This window comes from Paraburkholderia fungorum (assembly GCF_003610895.1).
Lineage (GTDB): Bacteria > Pseudomonadota > Gammaproteobacteria > Burkholderiales > Burkholderiaceae > Paraburkholderia > Paraburkholderia fungorum_B.
In genome coordinates, this window is record NZ_MCAS01000013.1 from 35,377 (window position 1) to 56,999 (window position 21,623).

Annotated in this window: 16 protein-coding genes; 4 read left to right on the top strand and 12 right to left on the bottom strand. The window is 63.6% G+C overall.

What is annotated here, in order from left to right; all coding sequences use genetic code 11:
- Positions 1-105 precede the first annotated feature (105 nt).
- The 3 genes from BCY88_RS15115 (at position 106) to BCY88_RS15125 (ending at position 5,246) form a co-directional block, all read left to right on the top strand.
- Positions 106-1,779, top strand: coding sequence for an MFS transporter (locus BCY88_RS15115; protein WP_120345062.1), 1,674 nt, complete (start codon positions 106-108; stop codon positions 1,777-1,779).
- 116 nt (positions 1,780-1,895) lie between these two features.
- A complete protein-coding gene (locus tag BCY88_RS15120; protein ID WP_120345063.1) occupies positions 1,896-2,246 on the top strand; it encodes an NIPSNAP family protein in 351 nt (116 codons plus the stop codon).
- A 360-nt stretch (positions 2,247-2,606) separates the two neighbouring features.
- Positions 2,607-5,246 carry a mechanosensitive ion channel family protein gene (locus tag BCY88_RS15125; RefSeq protein WP_120345064.1) on the top strand — a complete coding sequence of 880 codons (2,640 nt, stop codon included), beginning with the start codon at positions 2,607-2,609 and terminating at the stop codon, positions 5,244-5,246.
- Here the strand turns inward: BCY88_RS15125 and BCY88_RS15130 are convergent.
- From BCY88_RS15130 to BCY88_RS15185, 12 genes are all read right to left on the bottom strand, one after another.
- Positions 5,185-6,036, bottom strand: coding sequence for an alpha/beta fold hydrolase (locus BCY88_RS15130; RefSeq protein WP_120345065.1), 852 nt, complete (start codon positions 6,034-6,036; stop codon positions 5,185-5,187). The genes BCY88_RS15125 and BCY88_RS15130 overlap by 62 nt on opposite strands.
- Before the next feature lie 168 nt (positions 6,037-6,204).
- Positions 6,205-8,481 (bottom strand): ATP-dependent DNA helicase, encoded by a 2,277-nt coding sequence (locus BCY88_RS15135; RefSeq protein ID WP_120345066.1) that lies wholly within the window; start codon positions 8,479-8,481, stop codon positions 6,205-6,207.
- Complete coding sequence (locus BCY88_RS15140; protein WP_120345067.1) at positions 8,478-10,337, bottom strand: VRR-NUC domain-containing protein; 1,860 nt, start codon at positions 10,335-10,337, stop codon at positions 8,478-8,480. Before BCY88_RS15140 ends, BCY88_RS15135 begins: the two co-directional genes overlap by 4 nt.
- Positions 10,338-10,442: 105 nt before the next feature.
- Positions 10,443-11,399, bottom strand: coding sequence for a nucleotidyl transferase AbiEii/AbiGii toxin family protein (locus tag BCY88_RS15145; RefSeq protein ID WP_120345068.1), 957 nt, complete (start codon positions 11,397-11,399; stop codon positions 10,443-10,445).
- A complete protein-coding gene (locus BCY88_RS15150) occupies positions 11,362-11,787 on the bottom strand; it encodes a type IV toxin-antitoxin system AbiEi family antitoxin domain-containing protein (protein WP_120345069.1) in 426 nt (141 codons plus the stop codon). Before BCY88_RS15150 ends, BCY88_RS15145 begins: the two co-directional genes overlap by 38 nt.
- A gap of 154 nt (positions 11,788-11,941) precedes the next feature.
- A complete protein-coding gene (locus BCY88_RS15155; RefSeq protein ID WP_120345070.1) occupies positions 11,942-12,529 on the bottom strand; it encodes a LutC/YkgG family protein in 588 nt (195 codons plus the stop codon).
- A complete protein-coding gene (locus tag BCY88_RS15160) occupies positions 12,516-13,907 on the bottom strand; it encodes a lactate utilization protein B (RefSeq protein WP_120345071.1) in 1,392 nt (463 codons plus the stop codon). Before BCY88_RS15160 ends, BCY88_RS15155 begins: the two co-directional genes overlap by 14 nt.
- Positions 13,904-14,647, bottom strand: a complete 744-nt coding sequence (locus BCY88_RS15165) for a (Fe-S)-binding protein (RefSeq protein ID WP_120345072.1) — start codon at positions 14,645-14,647, stop codon at positions 13,904-13,906. Before BCY88_RS15165 ends, BCY88_RS15160 begins: the two co-directional genes overlap by 4 nt.
- A 336-nt stretch (positions 14,648-14,983) precedes the next feature.
- Positions 14,984-15,730, bottom strand: a complete 747-nt coding sequence (locus BCY88_RS15170; RefSeq protein WP_120345073.1) for a FadR/GntR family transcriptional regulator — start codon at positions 15,728-15,730, stop codon at positions 14,984-14,986.
- A 133-nt stretch (positions 15,731-15,863) separates the two neighbouring features.
- Positions 15,864-17,660 carry a S10 family peptidase gene (locus BCY88_RS15175; RefSeq protein WP_120345074.1) on the bottom strand — a complete coding sequence of 599 codons (1,797 nt, stop codon included), beginning with the start codon at positions 17,658-17,660 and terminating at the stop codon, positions 15,864-15,866.
- A 297-nt stretch (positions 17,661-17,957) separates the two neighbouring features.
- Positions 17,958-19,145, bottom strand: coding sequence for a pyridoxal phosphate-dependent aminotransferase (locus BCY88_RS15180; RefSeq protein WP_120345075.1), 1,188 nt, complete (start codon positions 19,143-19,145; stop codon positions 17,958-17,960).
- A gap of 138 nt (positions 19,146-19,283) precedes the next feature.
- The gene (locus BCY88_RS15185) at positions 19,284-20,765 is read right to left on the bottom strand and encodes an RNA polymerase factor sigma-54 (protein WP_120345076.1); all 1,482 of its coding nucleotides are present in this window, start codon (positions 20,763-20,765) and stop codon (positions 19,284-19,286) included.
- A gap of 412 nt (positions 20,766-21,177) precedes the next feature.
- Between BCY88_RS15185 and BCY88_RS15190 the strand changes: the two genes are divergently transcribed.
- The gene (locus BCY88_RS15190; protein WP_120345077.1) at positions 21,178-21,516 is read left to right on the top strand and encodes a BON domain-containing protein; all 339 of its coding nucleotides are present in this window, start codon (positions 21,178-21,180) and stop codon (positions 21,514-21,516) included.
- Positions 21,517-21,623: the final 107 nt, after the last annotated feature.

A 21,623-nucleotide genomic window follows, 5' to 3' on the forward strand; every position in this document is an offset into this window, starting at 1 on the left:
GTGGCGACGATTATTGAAGTGAAGCGCCACCCGGCGCCATAAGCGCCTTTCGGATTGCCCGTGGCGTTGCTATGCTGAAAGCCGTTCATCCATCCGGGAGCGGACTTGGCCGATCAGCACGCCCCGGCGCTTGCGCGCCGCTCCTCCGCCCTCCCGGCCCAGGCGAGTCCGTGCGACACGCTTGTCATCCACGCTCAGCCCCTCGATCCCGGTCATCCGTGCCGGCGCAAAAAACTCGCGCTCGCCGCGACTATCCTGGGCTCGAGCATGGCGTTCATCGACGGCTCCGTGGTCAACGTCGCGCTGCCGTCGATCCAGACCGAGCTGGGCACGAGCGTCGCGGCAATCCAGTGGGTGGTCAACGCGTATCTGCTGTTTCTCGGCGCGCTGGTGCTGGTGGGCGGCTCGCTCGGCGACACGCTCGGCCGCCGCACCGTGTTCATCGCGGGAATCGGCCTGTTCACGCTGGCCTCGATCGGTTGCGGCCTGGCGCCAGGCGCGGGCGCCCTGATCGCGGCGCGCGCCGTGCAAGGCATCGGTGCGGCGCTGCTGGTGCCGAGCAGTCTCGCCATCATCGGCGCGGTGTTCGACGACAAGGAGCGTGGCCAGGCAATCGGCACCTGGGCCGGCGTCGGCGCGATTACGTCGGCGCTCGGCCCGGTGGCGGGCGGCTGGCTCGTCGATGCGTTTTCGTGGCGGGCGATTTTCTTTCTGAACGTACCGGTTGCGTGCGCAACCATCGCGCTGGCGGTCATCGCCGTGCCGGATAGCCGGCAGGAAGACGATCCATCCGGCCCCGCCCCTGCGCCCGACGCACACGCACCGCCCAGGCTCGACTGGCGAGGCGCCGTCACGGCCACCGCGGGACTCGGCGCCTTGACCTACGGCCTGACCCTCGCCTCGGCGCGCGGCTTCGGCGAGCGCTGGGTGCTAGCCTTGATCCTCGCGGGCCTGCTCGTGCTGAGCGGCTTCGTCGTGCTCGAAGCGAAGTCGCGCAATCCGATGATGCCGCTCGACGTGTTCCGCTCACGCGACTTCGTCGGTGCGAACCTTGTCACGCTGCTGCTCTACTTTGGCCTGGGCGGCGCGCTGTTCTTCCTGCCGTTCACGCTGATCCGCGCCTATGGCTACAGCGCGACCGAAGCAGGCGCCGCCCTGCTGCCGGTGCCGGTCACAATCGGCCTGCTGTCGCGTTTCACCGGCGGCCTGACGGCCCGTTATGGCGCACGGGTCCTGCTGGGCATCGGGCCGGCTATCGCGGCGCTCGGCTTCGCGATGTTCGCGCTGCCGTGGGTACGCGGTGAATATTGGCGCGGCTTCTTTCCGGCGCTTGTCGTGCTCGGACTCGGCATGACGATTACGGTCGCGCCGTTGACGACCACCGTGATGACATCCGTATCCGCGGCGCGTACCGGCGTCGCCTCGGGCATCAATAACGCCGTTGCCAGGGTGGCAAGTCTGCTGGCGATTGCAGTGCTCGGGATCGTCTACGTGTGGTCGCACGACGCGGCACTCGACGCCCGGCTCGGTGCGTTGAACGTGCCTCAAGCGGTGCGTGAGGCGGGGCACCTCGCGCAAGGCCACATGGAACATGCTGGTGCGAATGCGGGTTTGGCGCCGCCCGGCGTGACGCAAAGCGCTTCGCATGCCGAAGTGACCCAGGCTCAGGCCGAAGCGTTGGGTGCTGCGCTGCGGGCGGTGGCGCTGGTGTCGGCCTTATGCGCGCTGGCTGGCGCAACGCTCGCGATTTTGACGATCCGCTCGCCACGCGTGCCGTAGAAGCCGCACGATTGCATCGACAGTTCGGAAAATCGTGAAACGTCGCGCTCAACTCATCAGCATACTGATAGCCGGGTACCTCAAACCACCACTACGACCCGATCGGGAGCCTGCACATGACGATTACCTGCTTTATCCGCTATCAGATCGACCCATTCCAGCGCGATGCCTTCAACGACTACGCTCGCAACTGGGGCCGCATCATTCCCCGCTGCGGCGGTCATCTGATCGGCTACTTTCTGCCCCACGAAGGAACCAACGACATCGCCTGGGGCCTGATTGCGTTCGATAGCCTCGCCGCGTACGAAGCCTATCGGGCGAGGCTGCGAACCGATGCCGAAGCGCGGGAAAATTTCCAGTTCGCGCAGACGAAGCGCTTCATTCTGCGCGAGGAGCGCACTTTCACCGAGGTGGTCGAAGGCACGCTCGGGGTGGCGGCAATGGGTGCCGTGGACGCAACGGAATAAGCGCCGCGGTCGATGCGGTCGGGCGTGCGTGGGCTTTCGCGCCGCCGCTTTGGGTGACGCAGCCCCGCGTGGTTGCGTGGTTGCGTGGCCCGCAGGGCAATCTGTCCCGCCGGGACCTTCAGCCTCAAGCCGAACAGTCCTGCACGCCGCGCATCGCAGCCACCGGCGCCGTCTGACAGGCAAGCTTTTTGCTGCCTGACGTTACAATTCAAACCGGCTAGCCTGACCCTTGCGTGACGACCGAAAGCCATCAGGGGCGGAACTTGTGCGGCCAAGCCCGTGTCGGTTCAGAGTCATGCCACCGAACGGTCCACGCGTCCCGGCACCACCGTCCGCACCTGGTACCCCGCTTTCCACCCTATGCGCAAAATATTTCACGCCTGGTTCCTCTTTTTTCTCATCCTGAGCGCCGCGCCGGTGCTGGCCGCCACGGCGCCACCCGCGGCCGCATCCGCGGCATCCGGCGCCGCGCTCACCCTGACGCCCGAGCAGGCCCGCCAGGCCCTCAGCGTCCTGAACGACCCGGCCCGTCGCGCGCAGGTCAGCGACACACTCCAGGCAATTGCCGCAGCCGGCGCACTCAGTGCTCCGCCCGCCTCGGCGGCTGCGGCGGCTGCGGCGGCTTCGGCCCCCAACGCGGCCAGCCACACCGCCTCGATCGTTCCAGCCGCATTCCAGTCCAACGGTCTCGCCTCGCAATTGGCGCGTCAGGGCGCGCATTGGGCCGTGCACCTGGGCAACTCATTACGCAACTCGCTCGCCGCGCTGCTCGACGTAGCGTCGGTACGCGCCTGGTGGAACTGGCAATCGACCAATCCGCAAGCGCGCAGCGTGCTGGGTCATGTCGTGTGGTCGCTGCTGGCGGCGCTGCTGCCCGCGCTCGGGCTCGAATGGCTCTCGCGCCGCTTGTTGCGCCGGGCCTACGCGGCCCTCGCCGCGCGTCGCGAACAGGACAATGACAACGCTGCGCCGCCAGCCGATCTACCCGTCGACGTCCAGCCGCAACCTCCCGGCGCGCCGAATGCCGCGCCGCCGCTGCCCGCTTCGCCCGATGCCGCGGCACAGGCGGCGAAGCCCGGCGCGTCCGCAACGGCATCCACGGCCGCCACCGGCAAAGCCACCGAAGTCAAAGGCAAGCAGAACGCCGTGCATCACTGGACACTCCTGCAACGTCTGCCGCGCGCGCTGCTGACAGGCCTGCTGCGCCTGTTGCCGCTGGCGGTGTTCGTCGCCGCGGCGAGTGCGCTGATGTCGATCTTCACGGACGACGGCACGCCGCAAGACCGCGCGCTCGATTCGCTGATCGACATCTATGTGCTGTGCCGGCTGATCGTCATCGGCAGTGGCTTTTTCCTGCAACCCTCGGCGCCGCGCCTGCGTCTGTTGCGCATGAGCGATGCGTGGGCCGTTTTCGTGCAGCGCTGGATCGTGCGGATCGTCGCCGTGGTCGGTGCGGGTTCGGCGCTCGCGGAAGTCGCGCAGTCGCTCGGCCTGAACGACGCGGCACATCTCGCGTTGATGAAAGTGGTCGCGCTCGCCGGCCACGTCATGCTCTCGATCCTGATCCTGCAATGTGCGAAGCCGGTCGGCGAACTGATCCGCAAGCGCTTCGCCACCGGCAAGTCGCTGGAAATGTTCGGCAACGCGCTCGCCGATGCATGGGCGTGGTTCGCCGCCTTCATCGTGATGGCGCTCTGGTTCATCTGGGCGCTCGACGTGCAGAACGGCTATCACACCCTGCTGCATCTCGGCGGCTTTACGCTGGTAATCCTGGTGGGCGCGCGGGTCATCGCGATCGTGATTTTCGGCGCCATGGCACGGCTCTTCAATGTCCAGGGCGACGCGGCCGAGTCGCTCGTGCAACAGCATGCCTACCGCTATTACCCGCTGCTGCGGCGGGTCGTCTCGTGGATCATCGGCATTGTGACCGCACTCGCGCTGCTGCAGGTATGGGGCGTCGACGTGGGCGAACTGTTCCGGACCGGCTCGATCGGTCATCGTCTGGCTTCCGCGCTGGTCACGATAGGCGTCGCTGCCGCGATCGCGCTGCTGGTGTGGGAGAGCGTCAACGTCGCGATCGAAAAGCGGCTGGACCGCTGGACCACCAGCGGCGACCTGGTGCGCGCCGCACGCCTGCGCACGCTCCTGCCCATGCTGCGCAGCGCGCTCTTCTGCCTGATCGCGCTGGTGGTCGTGCTCACCGGCCTGAGCGAACTCGGCGTGAACATCGGCCCGCTGCTGGCGGGCGCGAGTATCTTCGGCGTGGCGCTCGGCTTCGGCTCGCAAAAGCTGGTGCAGGATTTCATCACCGGCATGTTCCTGTTGATGGAAAACGCCATGCAGGTCGGCGACTGGGTCACGCTCGCGGGCGTATCTGGCACGGTCGAATATCTGTCGATCCGCACCGTGCGGCTGCGTGGCAGCGACGGTTCGCTGTACACCGTGCCGTTCAGCTCAGTCACAACGGTGAACAACACCAACCGCGGGCTCGGCAATGCGGCGGTGAAGGTGAATATCGTGTTCGGCGAGGATGTCGACCTGGCGATCGACACCTTGAAGGAAATCGGCGCCGCGCTGCGCGAGGATGAGAAGTACAAGGACGGCATCCTGTCCGACTTCAGTTTCTGGGGCGTGGACGGGGTGGATGGCTCGGCGGTGACGCTGGCCGGCCAGATCCAATGCCGCGACAGCGCGCGCTGGGGTGTGCAGCGCGAATTCAACCGGCGCATTCTCGACCAGTTCAGCGCGCGCGGCATCGCAATCGCGAACCCGCAACGGCATTTGCTGACGTGGGACCCGGAGAGCGTGGCGGCCAAAGTCGAATCGAACGGCGGGCCCCATGACGCCCCGCAGGACCCGCCGAAGGATGCAACGCCTTCAACGCCGGCGGCCGCCGCGAAACCCGACGCACCGCTCGACGATCAGCCGCCCGCCGACCCTAAGCCGGCCGGTGCCCCAGGAACGCCAGCAACTCCTGGTTCAACCTCTCCGCATGCGTGAAGTAGAGGCCGTGACCGGCGCCTTCGTAGACGCTCAGTGACGCGCCTTCGATGAGCGCCGCCGTGGGCCGCCCGGTCAGTTCGAGCGGCGCCGAAGCGTCGCGGTCGCCATGCACGACCAGCGAGGGCACCTGCACGCGGGCCAGCTCCGCGCGAAAATCGGTAACGGTCTGTACGTGGGCGAGTTCGAGCATGGCCTGATGCGAGGTCTGCAGCATCATGCGGATCGTCCAGTCGAGCGGCGCACGCGATGCGCCCGGGCCGAAATAAGGCGCGACGTTGGCCTCGATCCAGTCGGGGAAGGAACGGCTCAACGCGGCGCGGCCTTGCTCGAACAGGGCGGCGTCGATGCCGTTCGGGTTGTCCTCGGTTTTCAGCAGATACGGCGTGGCGGCCGGCGCGATGAACGCGATCCGGGCCACGCGCCGCGACCCATGCCGCGTCAGATAGCGCACCGCTTCGCCGCTTGCGATCGAATGCGCGACCAACGTCACGTCGCTTAGATCGAGCGTGCTCAGCACGCTGTCGAGATCGTCGGCGAGCGTGTCGAAGTCGTAGCCGCGTCCCGGATCGCTCGAACGGCCGTGGCCGCGGCGGTCATAGGCGATGCAACGGCAACCGAGCCGCGACAGCGGCTCCATCTGATAGGCCCACATGTCGGAATTCAGCGTCCAGCCGGACAGGAACACGAGCGGCGTGCCGTGTCCCCAGTCGCGGTAGAAAAGATGCGTGTGGTCGGCGGTGCGGATGGTGTTGGGGGTGTCGGTGAGATACGGTGCGGTCGCGTTCATGAGAGCCTCTTTGCCTTGGGTCGTGTGGGTCGGAATCGTTGTGCTGTGCCGCCACTTTGCCAGGTGGCGGTAGGCAGGTCGATTACCCGGGAGGTAAAGAGATGGCCTCGTGACCCGTCGGTCAGTTGCCTGGTTCAGTTGGCTATTGCAGTTGCCGATTGCAGTTGCCTATTGCACCCGCCACCAGCTCGGCAACAGCCGGCGCACTTCCGCCCGCCGGTAGCGGTCGTCGATCAGATGCACCACGCCCCGGTCCTGCTCCGTGCGAATAACCCGGCCCGCGGCCTGCACAACCTTCTGCAAGCCCGGATACAGATACGTGTAGTCGTAGCCGTTGCCGAATTTCGCTTCCATCGTGCGGCGCATCTGTTCGTTGACGTCGTTCATCTGCGGCAGGCCGAGCGTTGCGATGAAGGCGCCGATCAACTGCTGGCCGACCAGATCGACCCCCTCGGAAAACGCGCCACCCAGCACCGCGAAGCCGACGCCCTGACCCATGCTGCGAAAACGCGCGAGAAACGTGTCGCGCGCCGCCTCGTCCATGCCCGGTTCCTGCGCCCATACCGGCAGTTCCGGATGACGTTCGCGCATCAAGCCCACCACCTGCTGCAGATACTCGAAGCTGCTCAGGAACCCCAGATAGTTGCCCGGCTGCGCTGCGTACTGCCGCGCGATCAGCTCGACGATCGGCACGAGCGAACGTTCGCGATCGCGCCAGCGTGTCGAGACATTGCCCGCCACGCGCACCTGCAACTGCTCGGCGCGAAACGGCCCTTCGACATCGAGCCAGGTCGTCTGCTCAGGCAGACCCAGGGTGTCGCGATAGAAGTGATGCGGATTGAGCGTGCCTGAGAACATCACCGTGGTGCGCGCGACAGCGTAGCGCCCGGCGAGGAACGGTGCCGGGATGACATTGCGCACACAGAGCGTGGCGTTGGTCTTGCCGCGCGGTGCGTAGCGATCCGGGCTGAGCGTGATGTCGAAAATCGAATGCTCGCCGAACTGCTCCGCCAAGGCGACGAAATGCATGGCGTCGAAGAAAAACCGCAACGACGCTTCGTCGATTGAAAGCGGCGCATCGGCCAATTGATCCGTCACCGCGCCGATCAGGTTCTGTGCGGCCGAAAGCAACTGACCGGGTACATCGGCGTAGACCTGATAGGTGTCGGTTTGGGCGCGTTTGACGGCATTCCACGCGCGCTGAAGCCGTTCAAGCGGCTTCTTCAGCGTTGCCGGCGCGGTCTTGCGGGCGAGCCGGAACGCCGCCTGATCGAGCGACGCGCTGTACATGCGCCGTGCCCGCTCAAGCAGATTGTGCGCCTCGTCGACCAGCACGCCGACGCGCCACTGATTGATCTGCGTGAGCGCGTACAGCATCGCGCTGCTGTCGTAGTAGTAGTTGTAGTCGCCCACCACCACGTCGGACCAGCGCGCCAGTTCCTGCGCGAGATAGTACGGGCAGACTTCGTGCTCGAGCGCCGCTTCGCGCACCGATGCCCGGTCGAGCCTGGGTCCGGCCAACGCCTTGCTGCGCGCCGCATCGAGCCTGTCGTAGAAACCGCTCGCGAGCGGACAGGACTCGCCGTTGCAGGCCTTGTCGGGATGCTCGCAGGCCTTGTCGCGCGCGACCAGTTCCAGCGTTCTGAGCGGCAAGCGCGTAAGAGACGGCGCGGCGCCTTGATGGAGCGTTTCGATCGCGTCGAGAGCAAGCGCGCGGCCCGGCGTTTTCGCGGTAAGGAAGAACACGCGGTCGATCTGGTCCGACGCGCACGCCTTGAGCAGCGGAAAAATGGTCGCCAGCGTCTTGCCGATACCGGTGGGCGCCTGGGCCATCAACGGCTTGCCATCACGCGCGGCGCGATACACCGACACCGCCAGTTCGCGCTGCCCGCTGCGAAATTCGCCATGGGGAAACTGCAAGGCGCCGAGCGCGGCATTACGCGCGGCGCGATGTCCCTCTTCCTGCACGGCCCAATCGAGAAATCGCTCGCATTGCTCGACGAAGAAAATCTCCAACTCACGCGCGGTATGCGTTTCGGTCAGCGACGTTTCCTTCTGACTGCCGATATCGAAGTACACCAGCGCGACGGTCAATTCCGCGAGCCCACGGGCGCGGCATAGCAGATGGCCGTACACCAGCGCCTGCGCCCAATGCAGCGCGCGATGATTCGCCGGCATCCGTTCGAGCGCGCCACGGTGGGTCTTGATCTCTTCCAGCCGGTTCGACACCCGGTCGTAGCCGTCGGCGCGGCCGCGCACGGTCAAGCCACGATGCGTGCCGCTGAGTGTGATCTCGGTTTCATAGCCGCTCGCACGCCGCCCGGCGACCGTCACATGGCCCGCCATACCTTCCAGCGAAGTGGGCGCGGGCGTGAAGCGCAGATCCAGATCGCCGCGCCTCGCGGTGAACTCGCACATCGCCCGCACGGCGACCACGTAGGTCACGTGCCAGCCTCTTTTGCAGACACCGCAGTGATCTCCGCAATGGTCTCCATCGGACTCGCCGCCGTATCCTCCAGCGCGCCGTCAGACCCGGCGGAGTCTTCGTCGGCCCATCGCACGTCGAGCACGCGCACGGGCATGCCGTGCTGCGCGCAGTATGCGAGCCAACGGATCTGGTTGTCCTGCAAGCGATCGCCGGGGCCCTTTACTTCGATCAACTCATAACGGCGCTCAGCCGGCCAGAAACGAATCAGGTCCGGCAGACCTGAGCGGTTGCCACGGATATCACGCAGCAGACGCTCGAACCAGAGTTTCAGATGTGCGGCAGGCAGGCAATCGAGCGCCAGCGCAACGAGTTCCGGCGTCAGCACGCCCCAGAACACAAACGGCGATTGCACACCCGCCTTGCTTTGCAGATGTCGAAGAATCGTCTCGCGATAAGCACTGCTGTCGAGTTGCGCGAGACACGCGGCGAATTGTTCCGCGCGGCGTGCCTGAAAATCCGGCGCATGCAGATCGGCCGGCCCGCGCTGGAACGGATGAAAAAACGCGCCGGGGAGCGCCGCGAACACCGGCTCCCAGCACAGCAAACCGAACAGCGAATTGATCAGTGCGTTTTCGACGTAATGAACCGGTGCCGACTCACACGTCAAATGATCGCGGGCGACGTATTCGACCGCTTGCGGCACCTCGGGCCTCGGCAGCACCAGCGTGCTGCGCTCGACAGGCCGTGCGGCCGGCACGCGCGCCACCCGCTCGCCACGCTTGCGCTGCAAACGCGGCAACATGCGCGCGACACGTTGTGCTTCCTCTTCGCTTTCAGGCCTGACAGCGGCTTGCGAAGCGAGGGCGAAGGCTTCCTCGAAGCGTTCGCATCGTTCCAGCACGCGCAAGCGCCGATGGCGCGCGCCCGGCCACGCACAACGCTCGTAGACGGCCAGTGCAGCAGGCCAGTTCCATTGACGCTCGCAATGCTGGCCGACACGAAACAACAGTTTCGCGCGACGCGTTTCGAGCCAGGGGTTCGAGATCTCGATCGCGACAATCGCGGCGACGAGTTCGTCGACCGCCCCTGCTTCAGCATCGCCCGTGGGCAGCCATTCGAGTGCCTCACGGCACGCATGCAACGCAAGGTACACGTCCACGTCCGCGCGTTGCTGGAATGCGCGCGATGACGGCGCGAATGCCACCTTCTCGTATTGGAACACCCCAAGGTCGGCCAGTACGAACTCCGACCAGTCCTGCTGCAAGTTGCCGAAGAACATCAGGCGCAGACGCTCGCAGAGTGGCGCGATGGCGACATGGAAAACACGGTCGGTGGTCTCGCTATGCCACGTGAGCAACGAATGCCCGGTCGCGCTTCGTTCCCCGTCCTCGTCTTCGCTTTCGCTTTCGCTTTCGCTTTCGCTTTCGCTTTCGCTTTCGCAAAACAACGGCCGCAGCGTTTCCAGCAGATCGGGTTTGCGCAAGCCCTTCGCGCCCGGAATCAGCGCGATGGCATCCGCAAAGATCAGCAGCAACTCGGGACGGGTGGTGAGCGCGAACAGGTCGTCGAGCGTCAGGTCCGGGTCGGTATCGACCCAGCCGAGCGCCGCGAGAGGCGCAACGGCCTCAAAGGGGCAACCGATCTCGTCATAAGCAAGACGGCTGGCGCGGAACAGTGTGCCCTTGCGCATCAGCATGCGAACCAGCAACGCGCGCGAGGCTTGCGGCAAAGCGGCGAACGCGCGCAGAAAGCTGTGTTCGTGCGCGTCCAGCAGATCGTCGTAACGCTCGGCGAGCCACGCCAGCGCACGTTCGAAGTTCAGCAGGTAGTAAGGGGCATCAGCGCGGAGGTCTGACGGAGCATCTATCGCCACGGGGCTTTCACGAAACCTGTATGTTTATACAGTGATGATAGCAAAGTCCGTGGAAGGGTCGTCCGGCAAACGCTTTGCTGGCAGTGCCGTTAAGGCCCGCGGTTGTCAAAGTGTGGCCAGAAGCTTCAAAGCTGTCGACTTGAATACGGGGAAAGCCTCCCCGAAGCTCGGCCTCGTCACTCCATAAACAAGCGGCAGCAGCACCCGCTCATACTCAAGTTTCGTCTGCTCTTCTGTTTCCGCGATTGCCAGGGTCGCCGTCATGGATTGCTTCGGATCTTCGACAAACGCTGTGTGATGATGAAACTCTGCGCGGTCGTACTCAACGCAGTCTTTAAAGTGAGCCGCCGCTCGATCAACGAATGCCGCGTTCGAGCCAACAATGCAGTAGGTGTCGTAAATGTGACGCACCAGTGCCTGATCCCACTTGTCCCGCACACCTGCACGGTGTTCCGCGTGACGGCGCAAAAACGACAGAACCTTTTCCGCGAGCGTTTCTTCGACAGCTACGCACGGCATGCCGACCGGCGCCCCCGCACGATTCGCCAGACGATCGATCAGATACCCGATGGATTTTTGTGCAACGGCAAAGCTCGGCGTGCGCACCGTAAATTCGAGACTTAAATGAGGCCGCAAGCTGGTGTGAGCGGTATAGCGTGTTTTGTAACTCCAACCAGACGCAAAGTAACGGTTCGCGTTGAGCGCCCGTTGTTCCTCTTCAATGATCTGAAAGCCCAATGCTTTCATCACGTCGATTACGGCGTTTTTCAGCTTGCCAAGATAAGTCTTCACGCCGCTTTGCGTGAGGCCGTGATCGGCATTCAGCACCACCTTCAGATCAACGTCCTCGGACATTCGCTCGATCAAACCATGCGCTTTGGACAGGCTTGTGCCGCCGCAAAATACGAATCGAATGTGCCTATGCTGAAGTTTCGCCAACGCGTGCAAGGCGTCAGTGACATGGATATCTTTCTCGAGGATAAAAGCAGAGAGGTTTCCGGCCAGCCCCTCCGCGGTGATCGAATCAATAAGCTCTTTCTGTTCTTCCGAGATTATTTTCATATTGAACAGTTTTGTTGCCGAAACCCAATTTCCGCACAATGCGACGATTACCGGTGTTGATCACCGTTCCGGCCGGCAATTGAGTTGTTTCACCCGCGTTGTACAGCGCGACTTGCCGGCTCGGGTAGACCTTGACGCCCATCCTACCCAAGGCCTCCTCGGCCAGAACTTCAACTGGCTGGACAGGGATCGGCACGCCTGACAGGACACTGCGCTTAGCTTTTGCATATACGCCAACGCCAAGTTTGACGATGACTCCACTCTCCAGCAACTTGCGGAGCGCCCGCCCGATCTGGGCTTCACTACCAAGACGGGCGAGTTCGGTCCGCAAGAAGACGTCGGACGCCCGCTTGGCAATCGCTATCTTCAGCCGATCTTCAAGGACCATCGCAAACTCCGCTCATCGAATTAACCATAATAAACCATTAACTCAATGATTTTTATGATAAAAATCAAACAAACATCGATCATCGGGTTAGTATAGCACGTGTCCGGGGATGAACCGGTATCACCCGGCGGCGCCTTGACATGCCCGAGAGTCTTTACGGCCCCGCCACCCACACCACCGTCAACGACCGCACCCCCTGCGCGCCGCGAATCAGCACGCCTTCGATATCCGCCGTGGCCGAAGGGCCGGTGACCAGCGCCGCAAAGCGCGCCTCGCGGAAGTCGTCGCGACGGTACACGTCCTGCAAGCCGTCGAGCAACTGCGCCGGGTCGAGCAGCACCACCAGATGCTGCACGATGTACCCCAACGCGTTGACCCAATACTCGCGCTCGCTGAACCACACCGAACCGGTTTCAGCGACACCGAAGCGCGCCCGCACCACGCCCACCTCGACATCCTGCAGCGAAGCCGGCTCGGTTTCGGCCGTGATTTCACGCGTGCCGGGCACTTCGGGCGTAGCCGACGCCACCGACGCGGCAGCGCCGAACCGCTCACGGATCAGCGCAAGCACGTCATCCGCAGCCGACACGTCGACGCAAGTCCCGCCCATCGACTGCAACGCGGACGTGAAACGCGAGCGCAGATCGCCGCCCACCGAAGCGAACAACTGCACATCGGGCCGCGGGCGCGCCGGCGGTTGCGCCTCGCGCACCTTCGCCAGAAAAGCTTCACGCGTTGCCATCGCCACCTCCACGATTTTTCTTGTACCAGGCGTGGAAGGTCAGCTTCGGCGCCTGTGGCAACTCACGCTGCCTGCCCCAGATATTGAGCGGGTTATAGAGCACGAAATTCGGCAGCCGCCGCAGCGCACCGCTCATGGACGACACCGTCGCCCGATACAGCGTCGGACTCGCGAGCAGGCGCCCCGCCATCTTCAGCACTTCCTGCTTCACGAACGGCACCTCGTGACGTTCGGCGATCACCGTGCGCCATTTGTAGATCTGCTCGTGAATATTGATCTTCACCGGGCACACATTCGTGCAACTGCCGTTGAGCGTCGACGCGAACGGCAAAGCGCTATAGCGCTTCAGATCGAAAGTCGGATTGATGATCGCGCCGATCGGCCCCGAATACGTGCCGCCATACGACAAACCGCCACTGCGCCGGTACACGGGGCACGTATTCATACACGCGCCGCAGCGAATGCATTTGAGCGAATACCAGAAGTCCTCCATCGCGAGCCGCTCCGAGCGCCCGTGATCGACGAGGATGAAATGCATCTCGGTGCCCGGACGTGGCGCACGGAAATGCGAGGTGTACTGCGTAATCGGCGAACCGAGCGCGCTGCGCGACAGCATGCGGATGAATACGCCTAGATCCGACACCTTCGGAATCAGCTTCTCGATACCGATCGACGCGATATGCAACGGCGGCACATTTGCGGACAGGTCGGCATTGCCTTCGTTAGTACACACTACGACCGTGCCCGTCTCCGCCACCGCGAAATTGCAGCCCGTCATGCCAGCGGTTTTCTCGCGCACGAAATACGGCCGCGTGTTCATCCGCTGGCTTTCGGCAAGATAATGAATATCGCTGTTGTTCGGATCGGTGCCGATGGTGCGGCCGAACAGTTCGGCCACGTCGGCGCGCAGTTTATGGACCGCGGGCACCACCATATGGCTCGGATCCTGATGATCGAGTTGCTGGATCCGCTCGCCGAGATCGGTTTCCATCACCGTGATGCCACGCGGTTCAAGATACTCGCGCATCTTGCATTCGTCCGTGAGCATCGACTTGCTTTTGACCAGCGTGGTCATGCCGCGCTCGGACATCAGTTTGTGGACGAGCGCATTGTGCTCCTCGGCCGTCGCGGCCCAATGCACCACGACGCCATTGGCCTCAGCCGCGGCGGCGAACTGTTCGAGATAGTCCGACAGATGCGACAGCGTGTGTTCCTTGATGCCCGACGCCAGTTCGCGCAGCGTCTCCCATTCCGCCATGCCGTGCGCCTGCGCATCGCGCTTCTCACGCAAATCCCACAGACGCCTGTCATGAAACGCCACGTGTTCGGTCTTGCTGATGAAGGCGCCCGCGGCTTTCGCGTGATCGATGCGGCTCATGCGCGCGCTCCGTTAAGCACCTGCGCGATATGAATGAAGCGTGCGTCGGCTTTCATCCGTTCCGCGCAACCTTGCTGGTGCATCAGGCACGACATGTCGCCCGATACGATGTACTCGGCGCCCGCATTGAGATGATCGCGAACCTTGTCCTGCCCCATGCGCACCGACACCGGCTCTTCGGTCACTGAAAACGTGCCGCCGAAACCGCAGCATTCGTCGGGGCGCGACGGTTTGGCGAATTCGATGCCTTTAACGCCTTCGAGCAAGGCGCGCGGTTTCGAGAACGGCGCCGCGGCGATCTCCGAGACTGACGCTTCCTTCAGATGGCGCAACGCGCTGCAACTGTTATGCAGCCCGACGCGATGCGGAAACTCAGCCCATGGAAACTCGCGCGCGCCGACCACGTCGTGCAGAAACTCGACGAGTTCATACGCGCTGGCGCGAACCTTCCTGACCTCATCGGTTTGCCCGATCGCGCTCAGATGCTCACGCACGTGATGAATGCAGCTCGCCGACGGCCCGACGATGTAGTCATAGCCGGCGAAGTTGCGCGCGAACACGCGCTCGGCGCCGGCAGCCTCCGCTTGCGCACCGCTATTGGCCATCGGCTGGCCACAGCAGGTTTGCTCCTGCGGATAGTCAACCTCGATGCCGAAGCGTTCGAGCAATTCGAGCGTGGCGATCCCCACCTCGGGATAGAACGCGTCGATAAAGCACGGAATAAACAGGGCGACTTTCATAAGCTCATTGAAAAGGAAGGCGATGGCCGGCGCTTCATCCGCTCTACTGCGGGAATCGAGGCGGCGCAGGCGTTTCCCGCCGACAGCATGCGCGTGAGCGGTCGGCCGGGTAACTCATTGCAGCCGCCAATTGCAGCCTCTCAGTCAGACTGGTCATGTTGGTCTGACCAAGAATTATATAAGGAAGCCGCCGGGTGGTGTCAACCGGAAATCGCTGGTGGAACGGGTTGCGCGGATCGCCACGTGGCGGCGCAGGCGCGCGGCTCACCGCTCGCGGGACGAGCCCGAGCGGCGCACAAGAATCAGATAAACAGGAGGATCAGAAGCCCGGCAGACTCAGGAAACCACGCTTGGCGAAGGTTTCGTCGCGTCTTCCTTGTACATCTCGCGCACATAGGTCAGATGACGTTCCGCGGCCTTACGCGCCTTGAGCGGGTCGCGCGTGACAACCGCGTCGTAGATTGCCTGATGCTGGCTCATCAACTGCTTTTCCATCGCGTCGTCATAATCGATCAGACGATGGTACTGGCGCATACCTTCGCGAATCAGCGTATGGATGCCGTGCATCACATGGGCAAGCGCGATGTTATGCGTGGAGTCGGCGATGGCCAGGTGGAACGCGGCGTCCAGTTCCGCCAGGTTCACGCGGTCTTGCGACTGGGAGCCGGCCTTCAACGCTTCGAACGCTTCAGTGATCTTTTGCAGATCGGCCGCCGTGGCGCGTTGCGCGGCGTAGACCGTCGAAATCGATTCGAGACCCTGGCGCAGTTCGAGAATATCGGCACTGGTCCGTGGATTTTGCAGCAACAGTTCGGCGAGTGGCTTGGAGATGATCGGCGCGGTGACGTCGACAACCGTGAAGCCGCCCCGCCCCGACGTTTCGATATAGCCGTCTGCTTCCAGCCTGATCAGCGCTTCGCGCAACGACGGCCGCGAGACACCGAGCTGCGTGGCCAGATCCCGTTCGGCCGGCAACCGGTCGCCCGGCATCAGCGCACCGTCCGAGATCAGCTGCTTGATCTGGTCGGACACCACGTCGGAAAGTCGTTTGCGCGTGAAGGACTGGATCGGGAGAAATGGCATGGGCAGCGCGGGTGAAGCCTGGGTTGGTCAAACCGGGTTGGCGAAGCCGTGGACAACGGCATGGACGCGCCGTCGAACAGGTGCGTCAAAGTGGACGCAAAGTAGACGCTAAGTTGCTGAATTATACCGTCAGCTAGCTCGCGCCCGCCGCATAGAAGCTTGCCAGATCCCGCCTGAGTGTATGCAGCGCGGCATCGTCCAGATAGATCATGTGGCCGGTCGGGTAGTACGTGATACGCACATTGGCGCGCAGCGGCGCATCGACACCGAGATGCGCGAGCGCGTACTCGGTGGCATAGAACGGCGTGGCAAGGTCGAAATAACCGTTCACCGACATGACCCGCAGATGCGGGTTCTGCCGCATCGCTTCGGCGAGATCGCCCGCGGCATACGGCTCGTTCAGGTGCTCTCCCCACCACTCGCGGTGTTTCCAGTCCCACTGCGTCAGCGCGTCGTTGTTGAAGACGCGATAGCGGTCGGCGGGCGTGAAGTGCAGGTCCTGGGCCAGATGCTGATGAAGCGCGGCGTCGAAAGCGCTCGACACGCCCGCCACCGACGCATCGAAATCGGGGCGCTCGGACACGCCGTCATACTCGAGCCCTTCGAAACGCGCATCGAAACGGCCCACGCTGCGCGACTGATCGCGCAGCAACTGATCGCGAAAGCGCGAGGGATAAAGACGCAGGCGGCTTCGCTTCACGTACTCGACGTCGAGCCCGGTGAACTGGGCGACGCGGGCAGCAATCTCGTCGCGCTGCGCGTCAGGCAAAGCGTCGCCCTGCGCGAGCGCTTGCGCGTAGGGGCCACGCGCGAACGCACGAGCCTCGTCGAGAAAGGCCGGCAGGCTGGCCGGCTTCGGCACGATCTTGCCGTGATACCACGCGATGGCGGCGAAGCTCGGCAAGTAGCTCTCACTCTGGAAGTCGGAGCCGGCTGAAAACGCCGCGGAATCGAGCACCGACGACATCAGGATCACGCCGTTGAGCGAGATATTGTTTTGCCCCAATTCATACGCAAGCATCGCGGCACGCGCGGTACCGTACGATTCGCCAAGCAGATACTTCGGCGAATTCCAGCGCTGATTCACCGTCAGGTAGCGATCGATGAACTGCGAAAACGCAGCGAGGTCTTTATCGACGCCCCAGAAATCCTTCCCCGTGCCGTGCCCGACGACCCTCGACAAGCCCGCGCCCACGGCGTCGATAAAGACCAGGTCGGTAGTGTCGAGCAGGCTATCGGGATTGTCGTCCAGCACGTAAGGCGCGGGCGGCGTGTTCGCGGGGCTCGCCGTGCGCACTCGCTTCGGCCCGAACGAGCCGATCATCAGGAACACGGTGCCCGCACCCGGGCCGCCGTTGAAGAGGAAGGTGACGGGCCGCGTCGACGGGTTTTTCGTGGGCACGGTGTAGGCGAGATAGAAAACGCTCGCATTGGCCTGGCCGGTATTGTCACGCAGCAGCAGGTTGCCGGCGGTGGCGGTGTAATCGATCTTGCGGCCGTCGAGCCGGATCGAATGCTGCGTCACCGTGGTGTTCTCCGGCGGCACGGGGATCGCGATGGTCTCGGGTTTGGCGTTGTGCGGCGTGTTGTCTTGTGAGTCGTTCTGGCTGGCGGCGGCAACCTGCGGCGGACGGCCAGTACGCGCAGGATTGGCGCGCGGTTCCTTGACGGGCTGACCGTTCGCATCGACGGCCTGGCTGGTCGCGCCCCTCGGAGTACCCAACGTGCCAGGCGTGCTCGCCGGACTAGCTGGGGACGTGGCTGTTTCCTTGCTAGCCGTGGCCGCGGACGGTTCGTCCAGTTCGGCCGCCGCGCACATCTGACTGAAGGTGGCGAGAACGGCAAGGATGAGCGCCATCGCAAGCAGCGCGGCGGCGACGGATCCGGCCATCAATGACCGGCGCAACGCGAGATAGAAGCGAATGGCCATGCGGTTCCCGTCTGCGAATCGGTAGGCGCCGATGTTCCGGCTGTCCAGACTAAGACGAACTCGGCGAACGATTCTTGACGCAAGCATAAAAGACGTCAATCGAAAACGGCCTCTAACCGGCGCCAACGAGCGCCTGCCCCCGCACCGCGCTGCTTCAGCGAGGGGAAACGAAAGCAATCCGAAATACTCAAGAAAGCCGCTCATCTATCCTGCCCCCGCGAGAACTTTATCTGGCGCTCAAGGTTCGAGCAGCGTTTCTTGCCTCTGCAGCCGGCTTATGTCCGGCTCATGTCCGGCTTATGCCCGGTTGCGTACCGGCAATCCGCCGACGAATGCCGCAATCCGTTCGCAGGCATCGACAAGGCTCGCTTCGTCGACCACGAAACCCAGCCGCACGAAGCCGTCCGCCGTTTCGCCGAATGCACTGGCGTCAAGCAGCGACACACCTTGCGCGCGAAACAGCTGCCAGGTGAAATCGACCGTGTCGAGCCCCGTACCGCTGACGTCGACCATCATGAACATGCCCGCTTCCGGCAACAGACAACGCAAACCCGGCACGCGGCTCAAACGCTCGAACACGACGTCGCGGCGGCGTCGATAAAGCTCACGCATTTCGGCGACGATCGGCGCCTTGTTCTGCAGGGCCGTCAGCGCGGCCTGCTGGATGAAACCGGGCAAGCCATAAAGCATCGCCAGCGCGAGCCGCCCCATATGCTCGATCAGGGTGGCCGGACCGATCGCCCAGCCCACGCGCCAACCCGCCATTGCATGCGACTTCGACAGACTGCCGAGCGTCACCGTGCGCTCCGCCATGCCCGGCATCGCGGCGATGCTGACGTGCTCGCGCTCGAATGTCAGATCCGCATAGACCTCGTCGGACAGCACCCACAGGTCGTGCTGAATGGCGAGCCGCGCGATGCGCTCGAGGTCGGCACGCGGCATCACCACACCGGTCGGATTGCAGGGGGTGGCAAAGAAAATGGCCTGAGTGCGCGGCGTGATCGCCGCTTCGAGCGCGTCGCAGTCGAGGTGAAACGCCCGCGCGGGATCGACCGGCACCGGCACGAGCGTCGCGCCAGCGGCACGCACGCAGGCTTCGTAGGTGAGATACATCGGCTCGGGGACGATCACTTCGTCGCCCGCTTCCAGCAGGCAGAGCGACGTGGCGAACACGCCGTTCTGCGCGCCCGCCGTCAGGATCACGTTGGCCGCGCTCGCCGCGCAACCGGTGGTCCGCACATGCTCCGCGGCAATCGCCGCGCGCAGCGGCTCACGCCCCGACACGGCGCTGTAGTGCGTGTCGCCGCCGCGCAGCGCCTCGATTGCGCGCTCGACGATCGGCTCGGGTGTCGCGAAGTCAGGATCGCCCACGCTCAGCACGATGACATCTTCGCCACTGGCGAGCGCCTGTTGGGCAACGCGATGGATTTCCCACGCCGACGTGCGCTTGCCTTGCAAACGCTCGACCAGATTCGAGTACTTCATTGACTGACCCCGTTTCGACTTGACCCGCCAATGTAATGGGGCACGCGCGAAACGTCCAGATACGGAAAAGAGTCACGCGAGCGGTCAGGCTCGGGTGACTCTCCGGTGAAGCCCTGCTTTAACGGCAGCGAAGTCCTTTTACACCTGGCGGCGCAGTTCGGCCGGCGGCACCTTCATCAAGTGGCGGTACTTCGCCACTGTGCGGCGCGCCACCAGCACGCCCTGATCGGCGAGCATCTTCGCAAGCGTCACATCCGAGAGCGGATCGTGCGTATTTTCCGCGGCGATCATTTCCTTGAGCAACGCGCGCACGGCAGCGGCCGAACAGGTGCCGCCGCTTTCCGTACCGAGCTCGCGCGGGAAGAAGTGCTTGAACTCGAAAATGCCGCGCGGCGTGGCCATATATTTGTTGCCGGTCGCGCGCGAGATGGTGGACTCGTGCAGACCCAGTTCCTCGGCCACGTCGCGCAGCACCATGGGTTTGAGCGCGATTTCACCGTACTGGAAGAAGGCCTTCTGATGCATGACGATGCATTCGGCCACGCGCTGAATCGTATCGAAGCGCTGCTGCGCATTGCGGATCAGCCAGCGCGCCTCCTGCAGTTGCTGCGCGAGCGGCGAGCGGCTTGCACCGGCCGACTGCGCGAACAGCTCGGCATACATGCGATGGATGCGAGCGCGTGGCTGCACGGCCGGATTGATCGACACGGCCCACTTGTTGCGCACCTGGCGCACGATGACGTCCGGCACCACGTAGTTGTCGTCGGCACGGCCGTAGCAGTTGCCCGGCTTCGGATCGAGCTTGCGCACCAGCGCGCAGGCCACCCGCAGTTCCGTGGCGCTGCAGCCGATCTGCTTTTGCAGTTCAGCCTGTTCGCGCCGCGCAAGACGCTCAAGATGATGGCCGACGATCTGCCGCGCCACGTCGCGTCCCGGCGTATCGGCGGGCAACGCATCCACTTGCAGTGACAGGCATTCGGAGAGCGAGCGCGCGCCGAGACCGGGACGATCGAGCGATTGCACGAGGCGCAGCGCGACCAGTAATTCTTCTTCGGTCAGTTCAGGCGTGAGCTCGACGCTGTCCGCCAGATCGCGAAGCTCCTGACGCAGATAGCCGTCGTCATCGAGCGCCTCGATGATGAAGCGAGCCACCGCGCGGTCGCGGTCGTCGAGTCGATATAGACGCAGCGAGTCGTGCAACTGCTCGCGCAAGGTGGGCTGCGAACGCGCCCATTCGGCCGGATCGCTACTGTCCGAGTCGCCGTTCTGGCGCATCGAACCACGGCTGCTGTAGTCGCCTGAAAAATCACCGGGCATGTCGTCCTGCCCCGCGCTCTCCATCGTGTCGCCAGCGCTGGTTTCGGACGCAGGCGCTTCGGATTCGGCTGCGGCGGCCTGGTCAGTAGCGGGCGTGGCGCCTGCATCGTCGCCCGGTGTTGTGGTGGCGAGCGCGACGTCTTCCGTGTCGGTCGAGTCGTACTCGAGAAACGGGTTGGTGTCGAGCGCGGTGCGCAGCTCCTGCTGGAACTCAAGAGACGACAACTGCAACAGACGCACCGATTGCTGCAGACGAGGCGTGAGTGCAAGAGACTGCCTTGTGCGGAGTTCAATTGACGGCATTGTAGTGAGGTCCCGTTAATAGCTGAAAAATCGTACGTGACCTCAATAGAGCAACTGTCATACCAGTTCGTCCAACACGCTGTTTTTTCTCAGTTTTGTCTTTTCAGGTCCGCCGATTGCGCAGGCTGCCGAGCCCCATTTTTACAAGCACCCGGCAATTTACGGTCGCGCGGCCTGCTAGCCGCCTGGCGACGGGGTGGACCGGCTCTCTCCTTATTCTTCAGTCTAAATGCATATGCCGTAACGGGATTTCCCTCCATCGGGTCTCGATTGAATGTGCCGGGCACAGGCCTTGCGGATGAACTCGGTGTGGACAGGTGCGGGTCTTTGCAGGCGAATCGATCGCAGATGATCGCAGGTAACAGGACCGCATCTTTGATCGCATCCTTCATCAATACCCAATGGAGAAACCATGAAGACTATTCGACTTCTGAAGACTGCCGGCAGCATCGCTTGTGTTGCATTCGCACTGAACGCTACGGCACAGACCAGCGCTTCGGCTCCGTCGGCAGCATCCGAAACCATCGGCCAGCACGTCGACGACGGCACCATCACCACCAAAGCCAAGGCTGAACTGCTCGGCGCGAAGAACGTCAAGTCGACCCACATTCACGTGAAGACCCGCAAGGGCGTGGTGTGGCTCACGGGCTCGGTGCCGAGTGCCGATGACAAAGCCGCAGCGGGTGAAGTCGTGAAAGGCGTCGATGGCGTCTCGAGCGTGAAGAACCATTTGAAGATCGTGGCGGAATAAAGCGCGAGGCTCACCTGCTGGAATGCAAAACGGCCCGACATTTGCCGGGCCGTTTTGTCATCTGCTGCTGCTTCACTCAAACGAAAGCATTGCTCTCGTTCACCTCA